Origin of the sequence: Porphyromonas sp. oral taxon 279 str. F0450 (genome assembly GCF_000292995.1) — a bacterium.
Taxonomy (GTDB): domain Bacteria; phylum Bacteroidota; class Bacteroidia; order Bacteroidales; family Porphyromonadaceae; genus Porphyromonas; species Porphyromonas pasteri.
Window position 1 is genome coordinate 80,845 of record NZ_ALKJ01000010.1, and the last position, 17,252, is coordinate 98,096.

16 protein-coding genes are annotated in these 17,252 nt (G+C 57.0%); 3 read left to right on the forward strand and 13 right to left on the reverse strand.

The genetic code is table 11. The features are described 5' to 3' along the window. Window positions 1-942: 942 nt before the first annotated feature. Genes cmk through HMPREF1323_RS01425 form a run of 3 tightly spaced genes read left to right on the forward strand, consistent with a single transcriptional unit; the run spans window position 943 to window position 3,227 of the window. Entirely contained in the window at window positions 943-1,641 is a 699-nt protein-coding gene (gene cmk, locus HMPREF1323_RS01415; protein ID WP_009432359.1) for a (d)CMP kinase, read from the forward strand. A 36-nt stretch (window positions 1,642-1,677) separates the two neighbouring features. Continuing rightward, the gene (locus HMPREF1323_RS01420) at window positions 1,678-2,583 is read left to right on the forward strand and encodes a 4-hydroxy-3-methylbut-2-enyl diphosphate reductase (protein ID WP_009432362.1); all 906 of its coding nucleotides are present in this window, start codon (window positions 1,678-1,680) and stop codon (window positions 2,581-2,583) included. Further along, window positions 2,580-3,227 (forward strand): O-methyltransferase, encoded by a 648-nt coding sequence (locus tag HMPREF1323_RS01425; protein ID WP_009432376.1) that lies wholly within the window; start codon window positions 2,580-2,582, stop codon window positions 3,225-3,227. The genes HMPREF1323_RS01420 and HMPREF1323_RS01425 overlap by 4 nt, the downstream gene beginning before the upstream one ends. An 85-nt stretch (window positions 3,228-3,312) precedes the next feature. Here the strand turns inward: HMPREF1323_RS01425 and HMPREF1323_RS01430 are convergent, their stop codons facing one another. The 13 genes from HMPREF1323_RS01430 to nspC form a co-directional block, all read right to left on the reverse strand. Next, window positions 3,313-4,014, reverse strand: a complete 702-nt coding sequence (locus HMPREF1323_RS01430; RefSeq protein ID WP_009432389.1) for a phosphatase PAP2 family protein — start codon at window positions 4,012-4,014, stop codon at window positions 3,313-3,315. A gap of 8 nt (window positions 4,015-4,022) precedes the next feature. Then, window positions 4,023-4,787, reverse strand: coding sequence for a tetratricopeptide repeat protein (locus HMPREF1323_RS01435; protein ID WP_009432401.1), 765 nt, complete (start codon window positions 4,785-4,787; stop codon window positions 4,023-4,025). Between the two features lie 10 nt (window positions 4,788-4,797). Continuing rightward, window positions 4,798-6,573 (reverse strand): BatD family protein, encoded by a 1,776-nt coding sequence (locus HMPREF1323_RS01440; RefSeq protein WP_156795168.1) that lies wholly within the window; start codon window positions 6,571-6,573, stop codon window positions 4,798-4,800. A 5-nt stretch (window positions 6,574-6,578) separates the two neighbouring features. Next, window positions 6,579-7,325: a tetratricopeptide repeat protein gene (locus tag HMPREF1323_RS01445; protein WP_009432354.1), complete on the reverse strand. Its 747-nt coding sequence runs from the start codon at window positions 7,323-7,325 to the stop codon at window positions 6,579-6,581. Next, entirely contained in the window at window positions 7,315-8,343 is a 1,029-nt protein-coding gene (locus HMPREF1323_RS01450) for a VWA domain-containing protein (protein ID WP_009432368.1), read from the reverse strand. Before HMPREF1323_RS01450 ends, HMPREF1323_RS01445 begins: the two co-directional genes overlap by 11 nt. 4 nt (window positions 8,344-8,347) lie before the next feature. Next, on the reverse strand, window positions 8,348-9,334 hold the full coding sequence (locus HMPREF1323_RS01455; RefSeq protein ID WP_009432364.1) for a vWA domain-containing protein: 987 nt from the start codon (window positions 9,332-9,334) through the stop codon (window positions 8,348-8,350). Beyond that, complete coding sequence (locus HMPREF1323_RS01460; protein ID WP_009432356.1) at window positions 9,331-10,320, reverse strand: hypothetical protein; 990 nt, start codon at window positions 10,318-10,320, stop codon at window positions 9,331-9,333. Before HMPREF1323_RS01460 ends, HMPREF1323_RS01455 begins: the two co-directional genes overlap by 4 nt. A gap of 7 nt (window positions 10,321-10,327) precedes the next feature. Further along, window positions 10,328-11,215, reverse strand: a complete 888-nt coding sequence (locus tag HMPREF1323_RS01465) for a DUF58 domain-containing protein (RefSeq protein WP_009432332.1) — start codon at window positions 11,213-11,215, stop codon at window positions 10,328-10,330. Window positions 11,216-11,324: 109 nt separating this feature from the next. Continuing rightward, window positions 11,325-12,317 carry an AAA family ATPase gene (locus tag HMPREF1323_RS01470; protein ID WP_009432350.1) on the reverse strand — a complete coding sequence of 331 codons (993 nt, stop codon included), beginning with the start codon at window positions 12,315-12,317 and terminating at the stop codon, window positions 11,325-11,327. A 55-nt stretch (window positions 12,318-12,372) separates the two neighbouring features. Next, window positions 12,373-13,755: a LysM peptidoglycan-binding domain-containing protein gene (locus HMPREF1323_RS01475; protein ID WP_009432410.1), complete on the reverse strand. Its 1,383-nt coding sequence runs from the start codon at window positions 13,753-13,755 to the stop codon at window positions 12,373-12,375. Between the two features lie 3 nt (window positions 13,756-13,758). Next, complete coding sequence (gene rimO / locus HMPREF1323_RS01480; RefSeq protein ID WP_009432412.1) at window positions 13,759-15,066, reverse strand: 30S ribosomal protein S12 methylthiotransferase RimO; 1,308 nt, start codon at window positions 15,064-15,066, stop codon at window positions 13,759-13,761. Beyond that, window positions 15,063-16,016: a signal recognition particle-docking protein FtsY gene (gene ftsY, locus HMPREF1323_RS01485; protein ID WP_009432317.1), complete on the reverse strand. Its 954-nt coding sequence runs from the start codon at window positions 16,014-16,016 to the stop codon at window positions 15,063-15,065. The genes rimO and ftsY overlap by 4 nt, the downstream gene beginning before the upstream one ends. 37 nt (window positions 16,017-16,053) lie before the next feature. Then, on the reverse strand, window positions 16,054-17,193 hold the full coding sequence (nspC, locus tag HMPREF1323_RS01490) for a carboxynorspermidine decarboxylase (RefSeq protein ID WP_044123869.1): 1,140 nt from the start codon (window positions 17,191-17,193) through the stop codon (window positions 16,054-16,056). Between the last annotated feature and the right edge of the window lie 59 nt (window positions 17,194-17,252).

Consider the following 17,252-nt stretch of genomic DNA (forward strand, 5'->3'; position numbering starts at 1 on the left):
GTGGGAGCGAGTGATGAACCTCTCGCTCGAGGTGCATCGTGGTATTCGGACTATGTATTTCGATTCAAACTTATAAAAAATACTTATTCATTCCTACTATAGAATTTTCTAAGTATAAGCATTCTCTCTTTTTGCTTGTAAGTAAGCCTTTTGGGTAGAGGAAGGAGCACGGAGGGATAGGGGTACTTAGCACCTCTCTGGAGTGTATCATAATCAAGGCTTTACTAAGGCAAAAAATCGATCAGTACTGGTCACTGCTCCGACCAGTACTGCTTCGATGTGTGACCAGTACGAGTAGCGATTAGTGACCAGTACTGGTCACCTCGCCGACCAGTACTGGTTCGTTTTGCCCCCTCGGCAAAACTGATATCATAAGGCGTATTCACCGCTCGCTCTGCCCTTGGGCTATTCGGCTCCATGATGATAGTAGTTCGTGGATAAAGCTGAAGAAGTCGATTTGCAAACGACCACTGGTCTGCATGCGGATGACTATTGGTATGGGGGTCAAACCACTATTCGTTTCGTATGCAAACCACTATTCGTTCGTACATCGAACCACTATAGGACTGAGTGCGAACGACTATTGCACCGAGCCTTACCCCAACAGCTTCACGCCCCCGCTTACGAAGTAATCACCCTTTCAGCAGCTCTCAAAAGGGGAAGCTCAAGCGAAATTACATACTGACCATCAGCTACTTAGATAGAAACAAGGCTTGTGCGGATATGCCATAAGTGCAGGCAATTCCATATCTTTGCGACCGCCTCTATGGTGAGGTAGATAGGCTGCGCACCCTATACCATATTATATATAGCGGTGCGACCGCCAGAAGGACTTTCCCCAAGCTATTCCCTATAGCAGACAAAAACCTTCATCCCCTACCCCGTGTTGGGATAAGGGGGTGTATACCCCACAAACGATAAACGAACGGTAAGACAACACCCATGACAAAGAAGATCATCGTGGCCATCGACGGCTACAGCTCATGTGGCAAGAGCTCTATGGCACGTACACTCGCGCGTGCAATCGACTATATCTACGTCGACACAGGCGCGATGTACCGAGGCGTCACCCTCTTCGCCCTCAGACGCGGCTTCATCCGCGAGGGAGTGATCCAGGAGGCAGAGCTTCGCGAAGCCCTGAGCGAGGTATCTCTGAGCTTCCGTCAGAGCCACGAAGGTGCTACACCCGAGCTCTACCTCAACGGCGAGAACGTCGAGAAGGAGATCCGCACGATGGAGGTCGCCTCCTTCGTCAGCCCCATCGCCGCACTGGGCTTCGTACGTGAGTTCCTCACTGCCCAGCAGCAGGCTTTCGGCGCTGAGGGCGGTATCGTCATGGACGGCCGAGACATCGGCACCGCTGTCTTCCCTCAGGCACAGCTCAAGGTCTTCGTCACGGCTGACCCCGCCATCCGTGCAGAGCGCCGCCTTGCCGAGCTTCGTGGCAAGGGCGACAGCAAGATTACCCTTGAGGAGGTGCTGGAGAACCTTCGTCAGCGTGACTACATAGACATGCACCGTGAGGTAGCTCCCCTGCGCCAAGCTGAGGATGCACGCGTCCTCGACAACTCCCACCTGACCCACGACGAGCAGGATGCCCTCCTGCGCTCCTACTTCGAGGAAGCTCTCGCCAAGGCGTAGTCCAGCCCTCCTCTCCCCCACTCCTTATTCCCACGCATGTATCCCAAGATCGAAATAGACCAACAGTCGGGCTTCTGCTTCGGCGTCATCAATGCTGTCAAGCACGCCGAAGAAGAGCTGAAGAAAGATGACAAAGAGCTCTACTGCCTCGGCGACATCGTACACAACAACCAAGAGGTAGACCGCCTGCAGGCCAAGGGTATGCAGACGATCGACTACGAGGCCTTCAAGAAGCTCGAGGGAAAGCGCGTGCTCTTCCGTGCCCACGGGGAAGCACCCGCTATCTATCAGCTCGCTCGTGAGCGTAATATCGAGCTCGTAGATGCTACTTGCCCCGTCGTGCTCGCCCTGCAGAAGAAGGTCCGTCGTAAGTTCGCCGAGCTGGATCCCGTGGGTGGTCAGATCGTGATCTATGGGAAGAAGGGCCATGCCGAGGTCAATGGTCTCGTCGGTCAGACCGATGGGAAGGCCATCATCGTGCAGAGCCCCGAGGATATCGAGCAGATTGACTTCACCCGCCCCATCGCACTCTTCTCACAGACGACCCAGTCGCTGACGGGCTTCCACGAGCTCATCGATAAGCTCCGTAGCCGTATGATAGGTGATGCTCGCTTCGACTTCCAGGACTCAATCTGCCGCCAGGTGTCCAACCGCATGCCCCACATCCAGGAGTTCTCCTCCCAGCATGAGCTGACGGTCTTCGTCGCAGGGGGCAAGAGCTCCAACGGTAAGGTGCTCTTCAGCTACTGTCAGAAGGGCAACGAGCGAAGTATCTTCGTCTCCTCTCCCGATGAGATCCAGCCCGAGATGCTCCAGCCCCTACCACAGAGCATCGGTATCTGTGGGGCGACCTCCACGCCTATGTGGCAGATGGAGCAAGTCGCCAGCCGTATCCGCGAGATCCTCGGGATGCCTGAGCCAGAAACAGCCGTCAGCGAATGAGCATCGACAGCGAGCGACTCGAGGAGTACATCCTAAGTCATACGACCCCTGAGAGCCCCTACCGCCAGCGACTCTGGAGAGAGGCCCATGTACACCTCCTGCGTGCTCGTATGCTCTCTGGGCACCTGCAGGGCAACCTCCTTCAGATGCTCTGCCGTATCTCTGGAGCCCAAAAAGTCCTTGAGCTTGGCACCTTCACAGGCTATGCTGCGCACTGCTTGGCCGAAGCTCTCGGAGAAGGCGGTGAGGTCCATACCATCGAGTCGGATGATGAGATGGAAGACTTCATCCACGAGTTCCTTGACGGCACGCCCTACGCCCACCGCGTCCACCTCTACCTCGGAGATGCGCTCACGATCCTCCCCGAGCTCTTAGAGAAGCACAGCTTCGACCTCGTGTATATCGACGCCAATAAGCGCGAGTACATTGATTACTACGAGCTCATCCTCCCCCACCTTCCCTCGGGCGCCCTCATCTTAGCGGACAATACCCTCTGGGACGGTAAGGTCATCGAGGAGCCGACTCCCACCGACCAGCAGACGCAGACGATCCTCGCTTTCAATGACCACGTACAGCGTGATCCCCGGGTCGAGAACCTCATCCTCCCCCTACGTGACGGGCTAAGCCTCATCCGCAAGCTATAAACCCTCCCCCCCGAGCATATACAGCAGCGCCCCATGATGCAGATGGCATTATGGGGCGCTGCTGTAAGGTATAGGGAGGCGTGAGCTACAAAGCCCCGACCATACGTAGGATACGTGTAAACTGTACCGCCATCATCAGCGTGACGGGGATAGAGACCCAGAGCGCACAGACCAGCGCAAGCATCCCCTCGTAATAGATCTCCTGTGGGGCACGGTAGCCCGTGGCGAGGACTCGTCCTCGGATGTAGAGGTACAGACGGTAGACACCATAACCCACGGCAAGGCCTACAAGGATACCCACAAGGCAGTCAGAGAGGAAGTGCGCTCCGATATACATACGGCTGTAGACAACCCAGGCGACCAAGAGCGAGAGTACCGCCGTGAAGCGACGATCTCTAAAGGCCAAGCAGAGGAAGGTAGCCACTGCGGTATAGTTCGCCGAGTGCCCAGAGAAGAAGCCATAGAGCTTCCCGTGGTAGCCATAGACATAGTGCAGGCTCTCCTGCAGCCAAGGCGTATGCGTGGGACGTAGACGCTCAAAGAAGGGCTTCGCCAGCGTCGAGCTTAGGACATCTCCCACCGCCACACACAGCCCCACCATCAGCAGGAGGAGGATAGCCTCACTCTTCGGACGGCGATAGAAGAGGAAGATCAGGAGGGCTATCGCAGGGAAGGTCCACGCCCCGACGTTGGAGATGAGGAACATCGCTGCATCCCAAAAGGGCGAATGCGCTCCATTGATAGCGCGCAGTAGGGCGACCTCGCCCGGCAGGAAGGGAGGCGTCATAGGAGTATTTACTTGGGAGCTACAATAGGCTCAATAGCACTCGAGGCGATCCAGCCCTCTGTACCATCGCCCAGTGAGAACTGCTGGTATTCGCCTACGGACTTGCCTACAAGGCGAAGGCGCGTACCCTCATGCAGCTGAGTCTTGACCGTCCCCTTCCCGCTGGGAGAGGAATAAACATTCACCTCGGGCTGCGTAATGACAGCCTTCTCTCGAGCCGAGCGCTCGGCATACACCCAGTGCAGGATCAGCGCCCCGACAAAGGCTGTCAGGACGAAGCTCCCCAGCGCCGTATAGAAGGCGATACGCTTACCACGGCGTGTGCGCCCCAGAGCAAAGGCTACGCAAGAGCCGATAGCCAGAGCAAAGAGCACAAGAGCAAGCGGGAGGAGTACGGTGAGTGGCAGGGCATAGGCGACCTTAGCCCCCGTAAGTGTGAACCAGCTCTCCGCATCGGGGAGCTTATCTATGGTCTTCTTGATGAGGACAGCACGCGCCTCGGCAATCGCCTTATCACGGGGATCCAAGAGCGTAGCACGCTCATAGCTCAGCACCGCATGCCCGAGGTCACCCAGCAGATAGTAGCAGTTACCGAGGTTGGCATAGCGCGTGGAGCTCTCGCCTGAGGTCTTGATCTCCTCCTCAAGAGCGGCAGCAGCCTCACGGTAGCGCCCCGCAGCGAAGAGACTATCGACAGAGATCTCCGCCTTCTCGGTAGCCCCGAGGTGGAGTGTCGAGATCAAGCAAAGTAGGGAAAGAAATATCGTACGCATAGTAAAGGGGCTAAAGCTTGTGACTATCGATAGCGCCGATGACCTCAGCAGCTGTATCATACAGCACCTGCATATCCCCCTCCTTAGCGGGAGCATAGCGGGCGAACTCAACCTCATCGATGACCTGAGTGAGGCGCGTGATCGTCTCCTCATCCAGCCCACGAGTGCGCAGGATCTCAGAGACCGAGCTACGACTCAGCTCAGAGACAGGCAGACGGAGCTTATCTCCGAGATAGCCCCAGAGTGCACGTAGCGCCTCTTCGTAGAAGGCATCACGCTTACCCGCCTTGAGGAGCTTATGAGCCGTGCGCAGGCGCTTAGTAGCCACCGAGCTGGCACGCGAGGCCTTGTAGCCCAAGCTGTCAGCACGCAGAGCACGCTGGCGAGCGATGACGAGATAGGCGATGAGGCCGAGAAGTGCGATAAGGGGGAAGAGCAGAAGATAGCTCCAGCTCGTCGCCCAGCGAAGACCCTTAGGAGCGGAGACCCCTTCGGTGTCATGGAGCTGACGCAGGAGCTGCTCCTGCTGGCGGAGGCTACCGCGATCATCCGACGCAGTCTCAGGCCCTTGAGCCACATTCAGCGAGAAGGTCTGCGAGCGGAGCGTCTCATAGCGTCCCAGCTTCGGGTCGAAGTATGAGAAGGTCAGTGCAGGGATCGTCACCGAGCCCGTACGACGAGGGATAGCGAAGTATTCGATGATCTTCTTGCCATAGACCTCGGTAGCGGAGACCTTCTCCTCATACGTCTCCTTCGGATCATAGACCTCGAAGTCCTGAGGGAAGGCTATCGCAGGGCTGATGACCTGCTTTAGGTTGCCCGTACCCTCGAGTGTCAGGCGAATCGTCACCGACTCATTCGTCTTAGGGCTCTTCGTGAGGAGCTCGGCACGCATACGGAAGGAGCCGACGGCACCAGAGAAGTCCTTGGGCTGCCCCTCCGAGGGGAGGGGGCGCACCTGGATGATCACTGGAGCTGACTCCACCGTGCGGTCAGCAAGTACCGCCGAGCCAAAGAAGGGATCGTCACTGGCCTGAGGCACGGGGACACGGATGCCGATCTTAGATGAGGGGATGGTGAGCGTACCACTTCGCTGAGGGAAGAGTACCTCACTGAGGATATCTACCGTACGGTAGTTGCGCCCCTGATAGGTCTCGAGCTGGAGCTGACGACGACCATCATCGGTCTGCTTCTCGGAGAGGAAGCCATCATATTGGGGGGCTTCGAAGGAGTTGATATCAAACTCCGTCGTCGCATAGAGCTTGTAGCGTATGGGGAAGGCCTGCTTCTCATAGACAACGGTAGCCCCAGGGAGAGCACGGAAGAAGTAGCTACCCGTAGTAGTAGCCCCACCAGACTGAGAGCGACCTGCTGGAGCATTCTTATCGGGAGGGAGGACGCGCACCGTGGCACCATGGACATTGACACGCTTACCACCGATAGTAGCCGTAGCCGCTGGGATCGTGATGCTCCCCGTACGCTCTGCCATGAGGGTGTAGGTGAGGCTCACCGAGGAGGTCGAGCTATTGCGTCCATTGACACTCTGGAAGCTACTCATCTGCTGGCGAGCGGGTCCATAGAGGACCTGCAGGCCTGCGACCTTAGGCTCCGTGACTCGCTCGAAGTCCTCACTACCTGAATAAGTATAGCTGAGCTGAAACGATGCTCCCTGGACTACAGTCTGCGGAACCTCGACACGTACCACCTGAGCCCTAAGACCAAGCGGCAAAAGGAGGAGGCAGAGGAATAGGGCAAGGCTGCGCCCTACGAAGGCTACTGACTTCATCGAGATTACCATCTCTTCTTATTCTTATTACTACTATTCTGCTGCTGACGCTGCTCCTGCTCTACACGACGACGCGTCTTATCGTCATCGGTGCGGAAGGAGCGGAGGATCTGCTCAGCCTGCTCCTTCGAGAGCTCGCCGGAGCGCTGCTCATTGGGCTGGCCCTGCTTATCCTTCCCCTGCTGAGGCTTCTGGTCAGGCTTATTCTGATCCTTCTGCTGGTCCTGCTTGGGGTCTTGCTTCTGCTTATCCTTGTCCTTATCCTTATTCTGATCTTGGCCCTGCTGGCTCTGCGACTTATTATTCTTGTTCTGCTGCTGCAGGAGCTTCTGCGCCAGGGCAAGGTTGTAGCGCGTATTGTCGTCCTCGGGATTGCGGATCAGGGCTTCCTCATAGGACTGGACGGCACTCTGATAGTCCTTCTTCTGCATCGCCACATTACCGAGGTTGTGCAGGACACCAGCCTGCTGACGTGGCGTGAGACGCGGATCTTGGGCAGCACGCTCCAGATAGTCCTTAGCTTCGTCATAGCGTCCCTGCCCGTAGGCAGCTGCTGATATACCGAAGTTTGCCTTACCCGAGAGGCTGTCACGGAGCAAGGCACGACGGTACTCCTGCGTAGCTCCCGCATAGTCCTTAGCTTGATAGAGCTTATTGGCGCGGCGTATATAGGACTTGAGTCCCTGAGCATAGAGCGAAGAGCCGCCCAGCACAAGGAGAACAAGATAGAGGATGGCAATCTTACTTCTCATGACCGAAGATATTATGACGGATGAGGAACTTATTCTTGCGTCCCATGATGAAGAACTCGACGACGAGCAGTACCAGCGCTGCCCAGAGCCAAGGCTCGAAGGCCTCTGCGGCACCATTGCCCGACCGTGAGGAGATCGAAGCGCGTGGGAGCTCCTCCAGCTGCTTCTCTACCTCCTTGACGACGGTAGACTGTGAGGTCGAGGAGACGAAGACACCCGCACCAGCATCAGCGATCTGCTGACACATCTCGGGATTGAAGCGGGTGACGACCATATTCCCCGAGTCATCGGTGAGGTTACCCTCTGATGTAGGGATAGGGCCGCCCTTGTCGGTCCCAATACCTACGACATTGATATGGATACCAGCCTTCGCTGCATCCTTCGCAGCCTCGGTGGCATTGTCCTCAAAGTCCTCACCATCCGTCAGGACGATGATCGCTTTCCCCAGATCCTTGCGGTCGGAGAAGGACTGACGAGCAAGCATGATAGCTTGACCAATAGCCGTCCCTTGGTCCGAGAGCATATCGGGCGAAATATCAGAGAGAAAGTCCTGAGCCGTAGCGATGTCCGTAGTGATCGGGAGCTGAACAAAGGCGCTTCCCGCAAAGACGATCAGCCCCACACGGTCCGAGCGCATATTCTCCAAAAGGCGGGAGATAGAGCGCTTAGCAAAGTCCAGGCGGCTGGGAGCTACGTCCTGACAAAGCATGGAGTTCGAGATATCGAGGCAGATCATCGCTTCGATACCCTTATCATCTGTCCCCTGGTCACTACTACCCGCCAGCTGTGGGCGAGCCAAGACAACGATCATGAGTGCCCCCGCTATGAGGAGCAAGAGGTCACGTAATACGTACTTCTTCCCCGAAGCCAGAGGTGCAAGGGCTTGCCCCAGCTCCTTGTCGGCAAAGCGCTTGAGCATCTGACGACGTCGCCAATAGGCGAAGAGCGATAGAGCCAAGAGCGGCAGGAGCGCAAAGAGCAAGTAGAGGTACTCGGGTGAATGGAAATGGATATTCATCGTCTTACGGATTGGTGCGTAGGATCGTCGAGCGCAGGAGATACTCTAAGAGAAGGAGGAAGGCTGCAGCGAGGACGAAGATGAAGAACTCCTCGTAGGTCGTATGATAGTTCCGCGTCGAGAGCTTAGTCTTCTCCAGCTGATCGATCTTCTTGTAGATCGCAGCGAGCGACTCATTGTCCGTGGCACGGAAGTAAGCCCCGCCAGAGACGTCAGCTATCTGCTGCATCGTGGGCTCATCGAGGTCGACAGGCATATTGCGCACGACCGTACCAAGCGGGGTCTGTATGGGATAGGGTGCCTCACCAGCTCCCGAGCCTACGCCGATCGTATAGATCGATATGCCAAAGGTCTTCGCCAGATCAGCAGCCATCTTCGGAGAGATATTCCCCGTATTGTTGGCACCATCCGTCAGCAGGATGATGACCTTACTCTTGGTCTTGCTGTCCTTGAGGCGGCTGATAGCCGTGGCAAGCCCCGAGCCGATAGCCGTCTGGTCAGCGATGATACCCGTCGTCATCTCCCGAAGGCGGTTGATGAGGGTCGCATGGTCTTGTGTCAGCGGACAAGCCGTGAAGCTCTCACCAGCGAAGACGACGAGGCCGATATTGTCATTCGGGCGATTGGCGATGAAGCGCATAGCGACCTCCTTAGCAGCCTCGACACGGTTGGGCTGGAAGTCCATCGCGAGCATACTCGTCGAGATATCCATGGTGAGCATGATGTCGATCCCCTCGACACGATCCTCGCTCCATGATGAGGAGCTCTGAGGGCGAGCCAAGGCCACGATGATCAAGCCCAAGGCGAGGAGACGCAGGGCGAAGAGCACGTGACGCAGGTAGACACGAGGGCCGCCACGTACGCCACTGATGAAGAGAAGCGAAGGTACACGGAGCGAGGCCTGCTGACGCCGACGCCATACGATATAGATGATGAGGAGCGCTGGGAGCAGAAGCAAGAGCCACAGCAGCTGAGGATGAAGGAAGGTCATTCGGCCACCTCCTTTCTCTCGGCTTCCTGCTTAGCTTGCTCTTCGAGCCATGCTAAGTGGAAGGCCTTTGTCTGCTCCTGAATGGAGCGAGTCACCTGCTCAGCCTCACTACGCTGTGGGAGGCTCTTAGCGAACTTCACAAAGTCTGCCTCTCTGAAGAGGCTCTCGATCGTGCGACGGTAGTCGCTACTCAAGGGATAGGCCTGTAGCTCGTCAAGCAACTCGCTGGAGGTCTTCTCCAGCGCATCAAAGTGCAGGATGTCTCCGAGGTAAGAGCGCAGTGCCCCCGTAAGCTCGGAGTAGTAGATCTTGAAGTCTTGCTGATCCTCGAGACGCAGACCCTTGAGGGCACCCACTCGGCGCAGGAAGATCTCGAAGGCAGTCGTCGGAGGCTGGTAGACAGGCTCGGGCTCCTTCATATACTCCGCTCTACGCTTGTACTCATAGATGAAGAGGAGTACGAGGGCAATGAAGATCGCCACGTAGGTGATCCAGCTCGTCCAGATGATCACGAGGATATCCCACAGCGTGTAGGGCTCGTCCCACGGATCTTGGATAGGCTTGAAGCGATCGGGATGCTCGAGGTCAACCTCGGGTGAGATGACGTTGAGGGCAAGGGGCTTGGAGACGGCACTCCCCGAAGGCGTCTCAACTACGATCGGAGGGATCGTGATGAGCGTCGAATCAAAAGAAGTGATGATCATTCGCGCCTTGATCTCCTGGATCGTCCCACCGACATTGATCGTATCGAGTGCGCCGAACTCCAGGATGCGGAAGCGCTCCGTCCCCGTCGAGTCCTCGACGAGGTGGAAGCGTGTGGCAGCGAGGTTATCCGTGCGGATGGTCATCTCGATGGCCGCACGCTCCCCGATACGGATCTCGGAGCGGTCGAGGTGGGTCTGGATCGACACACGCTGTGCCGCTGCCTGACCACCGAGCCCGAGGAGAGCCAGTACAAGGATATATAGATACCGTAGTCTCTGCATGGTTGGATTAGGATCTACGTCCAAATAGTTTGATCAGCTCAGGCACATAGTCCCCGTCAGTAGCGACCTCGATGTGGTCGACTCCCGATCGAAGGCAATGGCTGCGGAAAGTCTCTTCCTGCTCTCGCACACGCTCGGCATAGATACGAGCCACTCGACGCGAAGAGGTATCGACCCAGCGCTCCTGCCCCGTCTCCGCATCGTAGAGGCGAAGGAGCCCCATACGTGGGAGCTCCAGAGCCCCTTCGTCGTAGGTACGGATAGCCACGAGGTCGTGACGGCGAGCCGTGAGAGAGAGCGTCTGACGGTAATCCTCGCCCCAGTGGTAGAAGTCGGAGATGAGGAAGGCCGTACAGCGGCGCTTGATGAGCTGATTGAGATACTTCAGAGGCACATTGAGGTCCGTAGCACGGCGCTGCGGCTCGAAGCTCAAGAGCTCACGTATCAGATAGAGGATGTGCTTGCGCCCACTTCTCGCAGGGATGAAGAGTTCGACTTGGTCGGTGAAGAAGATCGCACCGACCTTGTCATTATTCTGTATCGCGGAGAAGGCCAGGGTCGCTGCGATCTCGGCATTGAGCTCACGCTTGGTCTCGACGCGGGTACCAAAGTCCGTACTCCCCGTCATATCGACCAGGAGCATCACGGTCAGCTCACGCTCCTCCTCAAAGACCTTGACGAAGGGGTGGGCATAGCGTGCCGTGACATTCCAGTCCAGGTCACGCACGTCATCGCCTATCTGATAACCACGTACCTCGCTAAAGGCCATACCTCGTCCACGGAAGGCGGACTGGTACTGCCCCGCAAAGACCTGCTCCGAGAGGCCACGGGCCTTGATCTCGATGCGGCGCACCTTGCGTAGGAGGTCGGAGGGCTGAAGTTTGGATTTCATCATGCTACTTATCGTGCTAAGTTCGTCACTCCCCTATACCACCTATATATAGGTATAGGGGCACATCGGCTACGGAGCTTCATCAAAGAGGGGAAGCCCCGCTCACTGCCGACTAAGGTACCTCGACACGATTCAGGATCTCCTTGATGAGCTCATCAGAGGTGAGATCCTGAGCTTCGGCCTCATAGGAGAGGCCGATACGGTGACGCAGCACATCATAGCATACCGCACGTACATCCTCGGGGATGACATAGCCACGGCCCTTCATGAGGGCATAGGAGCGGGCAGCCAGTGCTAGATTGATCGAAGCACGGGGTGAAGCACCGAAGGAGATGAATGACTTGAAGTTCTCCAGCCCATAGTCAGCGGGCTGACGGGTAGCAAAGACGATATCCACGATGTAGCGCTCGATCTTCTCGTCGATATAGACCTCAGCAGCCAGACGACGCAGCTCCAGGATGTCGGCGATGCTGACGACGGGGCGGATCTGCTGGCTCTCGGGGCGAATCTGCTGGCGAATGATCTGAGCCTCTTCCTCCTTCTTGGGGTAAGAGATCAGGACCTTGAGCATGAAGCGGTCTACCTGAGCTTCAGGGAGGGGGTACGTACCTTCCTGCTCGATGGGGTTCTGCGTCGCCATGACGAGGAAGGGGTTGGGGAGCTTGAAGGTCTCATCACCGATGGTCACCTGATGCTCCTGCATGGCCTCTAGCAGGGCGCTCTGCACCTTAGCTGGGGCACGGTTGATTTCGTCCGCGAGGATGAAGTTAGAGAAGATAGGTCCCTTCTTCACGGAGAAGTCCTCTTGCTTCTGGCTGTACATCAGGGTACCCACGACGTCAGCAGGCAGGAGGTCTGGAGTGAACTGGATACGCTTGTAGTCAGCGCTGATGAGCTGTGAGAGCGTCTTGATCGCCAAGGTCTTGGCCAGCCCAGGGAGCCCTTCGAGGAGGATATGCCCTCCAGAGAGGAGGCCGATGAGTAGCGAGTCGATCAGGTGGCTCTGCCCCACAATCGCCTGATGCATACCTGTACGCAGGGATTCAATAAGGTGGCTACGGCGCTCAATCTCGGCGGTGAGTGCGCGGATGTCTACGGATTCCATATGGTTCTATTACGTTTATCTGTCTATCTAAAATATGCTATGCGATACGCCTCATCTACCGATGTAAAGAGCGCTGTAGTACCAACGCCCGGTTGATTGAATTCGTATCGCCTGCATTTATCTGATACTTAGAGGCTGCGGGCAGCGTTATGACCGCTCCTACAGGGATATTATCGGGGTCCTTGAGCTGGGCTCTATTCTCCTCGTAGATGTAGACCCAGAAGGCCTTATTCCCATACTTTTTCAGAGCCAAGCGTGAGAGGCGATCCCCTGGACGGAGGCGCACGCGCTCAATGCTCTCTGCGAGCGAAGAGGCTGTAGAAGCAACGACTTCAGAAGGTGCTACAGATGAGGTAGCCTCCTCTTGAGTCGCGATAGAAGTCGTCTGTAGGGTGTCAGTCTCGTCTATGGTCTGTGCTGCGGGTACAGCTGGCACGGCTGGAGCTGGACTAGGCTGTACAGCCTCCACCACAGCGGAAGCCTTATCCTTCATCTCCAGCTCGGGCTGTATGGAGAGGAGATAGATGAAGAGACAGAAAGCCATCGCTATACCCAGCGCTACGAATACCCATACCAGCATACGGGGATGAGCCTCTTGATCAACGAAGGGATCTTCCTCTATGGGCGCCGTCACTGCGACAGAGGGAGCGGCCTGAGGAGCTTCGATAGGAGCTTCATCTGCGGGAGCTGGGAGGATTTCTTCCTCGACGATAACTGCTGGAGACTCGGGCTGCAGAGGCTCGTCTGTCACCACAGGCTCTACCACCTCCTCGACTACGGACGGTGTAACTGCCTCCTCCTGAATAGGCTCGCGAGGAGCAAAGAGCACCTCAATAGGCTCGACCTTCGTCAGCTGATCCAGCTGGCCAATCTCACGAAGCTCCAGATCGGGGCTCGAAGAAGACGGGGCGACCTCTACGGGCGCAAACATACTGAAGGGCTTATTCAGCGCCGCACAGAGCGCCTCGGATGGGAGGAAGCGATAGCCACTCCGCTCGCCCGACTCCGCCGTGATCGGCGTAAAGCTCCCGAGGCCCGCCCAGACAATCTGAATGCCCTCATCATAGAGCGCTCGCCAGAGCGTGGGGATAGCACGGAGCCATGTAGCGACCTGCTCAGCCGAGACGTGGGTAGCCTCTGAGAGTGCATCACGTAGGAGGTCGATGGAGAGGCTGGTCACGCCACGATCTTCTACGGGACGTAGCCCGAGCGTCAAGCGTGGCGGGATGAGCCACTGCTTGCCGTCAGCTGTACGGGCGACATACTCTCTATGCTCCTCGAGCTTCCACTCCCCGATCTCGGGGAAGGTCAGCGACAGCCCCGACAAGAGGCGCTGCTCTACCTGCTGGCAGAGGGCGCGCCAGAGCTGCTGCGAAGTCTCCAGCTGCACAGCGGAGAGCTCCGCGAGGCGTACGTACCAAAGTTCCTCCTGTAGCATCTCTTACTGGGCCAGCTGGCCGTATAGGTCAAAGGTATCTGCCGAGGTAATCTCCACAGGGTAGAAGTTCCCCACCTGAAGGTTGGGAGCATCCTGCTTCGAGATCAGGACTTCTTGATCTACCTCGGGTGAGTCATATTCGGTACGACCGACGAAGTACTCCTCTTCATTGCGGTCGATAAGCGTCTTGAAGGTGCGACCGATCTTCGCCACATTCAGCTCTGCTGCGATCTCTTCCTGAGTCGACATCAAGCGGTCCATACGCTCCTGCTTCACCTCAAGGGGAATATCATCAGCGTAGGTCTCATGGGCATAGGTCCCCGTCTCATGCGAGTAGACGAAGGCACCCATACGATCGAAGCGGATATCACGGACGAACTGCAGGAGCTCCTCGAAGTCCTGCTCAGTCTCCCCTGGATGCCCCGTCATGAGGGTCGTACGCAGGTGGATCCCTGGCACTTCCTCACGCATATAGCGCAGGAGGTCATAGGTCTCGGCCTTCGTCACACGGCGACGCATAGCACGGAGCATCGGGTCGCTGATATGCTGGAGGGCGATATCGAGGTAGTTGCAGATATTCTCGCGCTCACGCATCACGGTGAGGATCTCACGGGGGAAGTCTGCGGGATAGGCATAGTGCAGGCGAAGCCACTCCAGTCCCTCGACGTCGGAGAGACGCTGTAGGAGCTCGGCCAAGCTATTCTTCTTATAGATATCGAGCCCGTAGAAGGTCAGATCCTGGGCGATGAGCTGGATCTCCTTGACACCCGAAGCCACGAGCGACTGGGCCTCTGTGACGAGGTCCTCCATCGGACGGGACTTGTGCTTCCCCGTGATGATGGGGATGGCGCAGTACGAGCAGCTGCGATTGCAGCCCTCGGAGATCTTCATATAAGCGTAGTGCGCGGGCGTCGTGATACTACGATTGCCCCCAAGCGGATCATTGTGGTAAGCCTTACCTAAGTCCGTCAGGAGGTTCTTCCAGTTGAACTTCCCATAGTAGCCGTCCACCTCGGGGATCTCGGCCTTGAGCTCATCCATGAAGCGCTCCGTCAGACAGCCCATGACATAGACCTGCCCGATACGGCCCGTCTTCTTGGCCTCGACCATCTTCAAGATCATATTGATAGACTCCTCCTGCGCATCACCGATGAAGCCACAGGTGTTGAGTACGACGATCTCGCCATTGACGGCACCGGAGTTGTGGTGCACGACATAGCCGTTTGCCAGGAACTGGCGGATGAGCTGCTCAGAGTCGACGAGATTCTTGGAGCACCCCAGGGTAATTACATCTACTTGGTTCTTTCTCATTCTCCGAATAGGGAGTCAACAAATTCTTTCTTTCTGAAGAGCTGGAGGTCTTCTATACCTTCCCCCAGCCCGATATACTTCACGGGGATCTTAAACTGGTCAGAGATACCGATGACCACACCGCCCTTGGCTGTGCCGTCGAGCTTGGTGATCGCGAGCGCATTGACCTCGGTAGCAGCGGTGAACTGCTTGGCCTGCTCGAAGGCGTTCTGCCCCGTCGAGCCGTCGAGTACGAGGAGTACTTCATCAGGAGCATCAGGTACGACCTTCTGCATCACACGGCGGATCTTCGTCAGCTCGTTCATCAGCCCGACCTTGTTGTGCAGGCGGCCTGCGGTGTCGATGATCACGACATCTGTACCGGCCTTCACTGCAGCACTCAGCGTATCGAAGGCGACCGAAGCAGGGTCGGCCGACATGTGCTGACGGATGATGGGCACATCGACGCGCTTAGCCCAGATATCGAGCTGCTCGATAGCGGCTGCGCGGAAGGTATCCCCTGCGCCGAGCATCACCGAGTAGCCCTGTTGCTTGAACTGATAGGCGAGCTTACCGATGGTCGTGGTCTTCCCCACGCCATTGACCCCGACGACCATGATGACATAGGGCTTCTTACCTGCGGGCAGGGCGAAGCTCTCGCCGTCGGTAGAGCCATTCTCCGTGAGTAGCGAAGCGATCTCGCTACGCAGGATACCCGTAAGCTCCGAGGTGGAGACATACTTGTCACGTGCTACACGCTCCTCGATACGGCGGATGATCTTCAGGGTCGTCTCTACGCCGACGTCGCTGGTCACCAGGACGTCCTCCAGCTCATCGAGCACGGAGTCATCGACGGTGCTACGCCCAGCGACAGCACGCGCGAGCTTGGAGAAGACATTCTCCTTAGTCTTAGAGAGCCCTTCGTCAAGCGTCTCTTTTTTCTTCTTAGAGAAGAGTCCAAATAGTCCCATGATTCTCTATGTAGTTTCCTTAGTACCGCACACGGACTTAGTCCATGCGGCTCTTATAGTCTTGATACGTGTACTCACGCAGCATCTCGATCGTGCCGTCACAGCGACGCAGGGCGATGCTGGGATGGGAGATGCCGTTGAACATCGTCGTCTTCACCGTCGTGTAGTGAAGCATATCCTCAAAGATCACTTCATCACCGACCTCAAGGGGCTTGTCGAACTCCCAGTAGCCGATGAAGTCGCCACTCAGGCAGCTATTCCCACCGATACGATAGCTGTGCGCCTCGGGGCGATATTCGTCCATCGTACGAGCGCCACGGATAGCGGGCTTGTAGGGCATCTCAAGGCAGTCAGGCATGTGGCAGGTGAAGGATACATCGACGATGGCCGTGCGGATCCCGTGGTGCTCCACAACATCCACCACCGAGGAGGTGAGGTAACCCGTCTGCCAGCCAAAGGCACTCCCTGGCTCGAGGATGAGGTGCAGGTGAGGATGGCGCTCACCGAGGGCACGCAGTACGCTGACCAGATGCTCGACATCGTAGTCACGACGGGTCATCAGGTGCCCACCGCCCATATTGAGCCACTTGAGACGAGGGAGGAAGTGCCCGAAGTTCTTCTCGATGATCTGTAGCGTCTTCTCCAGATCCTCCGACGTCCCCTCGCAGAGCGAGTGGAAGTGGAAGCCCTCGATACCCTCGGGGAGCTCGTTCAGCTCCGCAGCAGGCACCCCGAAGCGAGAGCCTGGAGCACAGGGGTTATACAGGTCGGTCTCCACCGCCGAGTACTCGGGGTTGACACGCAGCCCGAAAGACACGCTCCCATCGGTCGGCATCAGAGGGCGCATCTGCTCGATCTGACTCAGCGAATTGAAGGTCACGTGCGAGCTGTAGCGAAGGATGGTGGGGAACTCCTCACGAGTGTAGGCTGGGCTGAAGGTATGTGCCTTAGCGCCCATCTCCTCATAGGCCAGCTGCGCCTCGTAGATAGAGCTTGCCGTGCTATGAGGGACGTACTCGCGGATAATCGGGAAGGTCTTCCAGAGCGCATAGGCCTTGAAAGCCAAGATGATCTCCACGCCCGCCCGCTGAGCTACGTCGCGGATGAGGGTAAGGTTCCGCCGAAGCAGGTCTTCCTCGAGAATGTAGCAGGGGGAAGGGAGGGAGGTCTTATTCATCGTTGTCAATACTTTGCTATGTATATAATATCTGTAAGGTGCAAAGATAGTGAATATCG

Excerpts from the sequence above, each read along its gene's own strand:
- nspC (WP_044123869.1), bottom strand. The coding sequence starts at position 17,193 with ATGAATAAGACCTCCCTCCCTTCCCCCTGCTACATTCTCGAGGAAGAC.
- HMPREF1323_RS01450 (WP_009432368.1), bottom strand. The coding sequence starts at position 8,343 with ATGAATATCCATTTCCATTCACCCGAGTACCTCTACTTGCTCTTTGCG.
- HMPREF1323_RS01440 (WP_156795168.1), bottom strand. The coding sequence starts at position 6,573 with ATGAAGTCAGTAGCCTTCGTAGGGCGCAGCCTTGCCCTATTCCTCTGC.
- HMPREF1323_RS01460 (WP_009432356.1), bottom strand. The coding sequence starts at position 10,320 with ATGCAGAGACTACGGTATCTATATATCCTTGTACTGGCTCTCCTCGGG.
- HMPREF1323_RS01425 (WP_009432376.1), top strand. The coding sequence starts at position 2,580 with ATGAGCATCGACAGCGAGCGACTCGAGGAGTACATCCTAAGTCATACG.
- cmk (WP_009432359.1), top strand. The coding sequence starts at position 943 with ATGACAAAGAAGATCATCGTGGCCATCGACGGCTACAGCTCATGTGGC.
- HMPREF1323_RS01455 (WP_009432364.1), bottom strand. The coding sequence starts at position 9,334 with ATGACCTTCCTTCATCCTCAGCTGCTGTGGCTCTTGCTTCTGCTCCCA.
- ftsY (WP_009432317.1), bottom strand. The coding sequence starts at position 16,016 with ATGGGACTATTTGGACTCTTCTCTAAGAAGAAAAAAGAGACGCTTGAC.
- HMPREF1323_RS01470 (WP_009432350.1), bottom strand. The coding sequence starts at position 12,317 with ATGGAATCCGTAGACATCCGCGCACTCACCGCCGAGATTGAGCGCCGT.
- HMPREF1323_RS01435 (WP_009432401.1), bottom strand. The coding sequence starts at position 4,787 with ATGCGTACGATATTTCTTTCCCTACTTTGCTTGATCTCGACACTCCAC.
- rimO (WP_009432412.1), bottom strand. The coding sequence starts at position 15,066 with ATGAGAAAGAACCAAGTAGATGTAATTACCCTGGGGTGCTCCAAGAAT.
- HMPREF1323_RS01445 (WP_009432354.1), bottom strand. The coding sequence starts at position 7,325 with ATGAGAAGTAAGATTGCCATCCTCTATCTTGTTCTCCTTGTGCTGGGC.
- HMPREF1323_RS01465 (WP_009432332.1), bottom strand. The coding sequence starts at position 11,215 with ATGATGAAATCCAAACTTCAGCCCTCCGACCTCCTACGCAAGGTGCGC.
- HMPREF1323_RS01420 (WP_009432362.1), top strand. The coding sequence starts at position 1,678 with ATGTATCCCAAGATCGAAATAGACCAACAGTCGGGCTTCTGCTTCGGC.
- HMPREF1323_RS01475 (WP_009432410.1), bottom strand. The coding sequence starts at position 13,755 with ATGCTACAGGAGGAACTTTGGTACGTACGCCTCGCGGAGCTCTCCGCT.
- HMPREF1323_RS01430 (WP_009432389.1), bottom strand. The coding sequence starts at position 4,014 with ATGACGCCTCCCTTCCTGCCGGGCGAGGTCGCCCTACTGCGCGCTATC.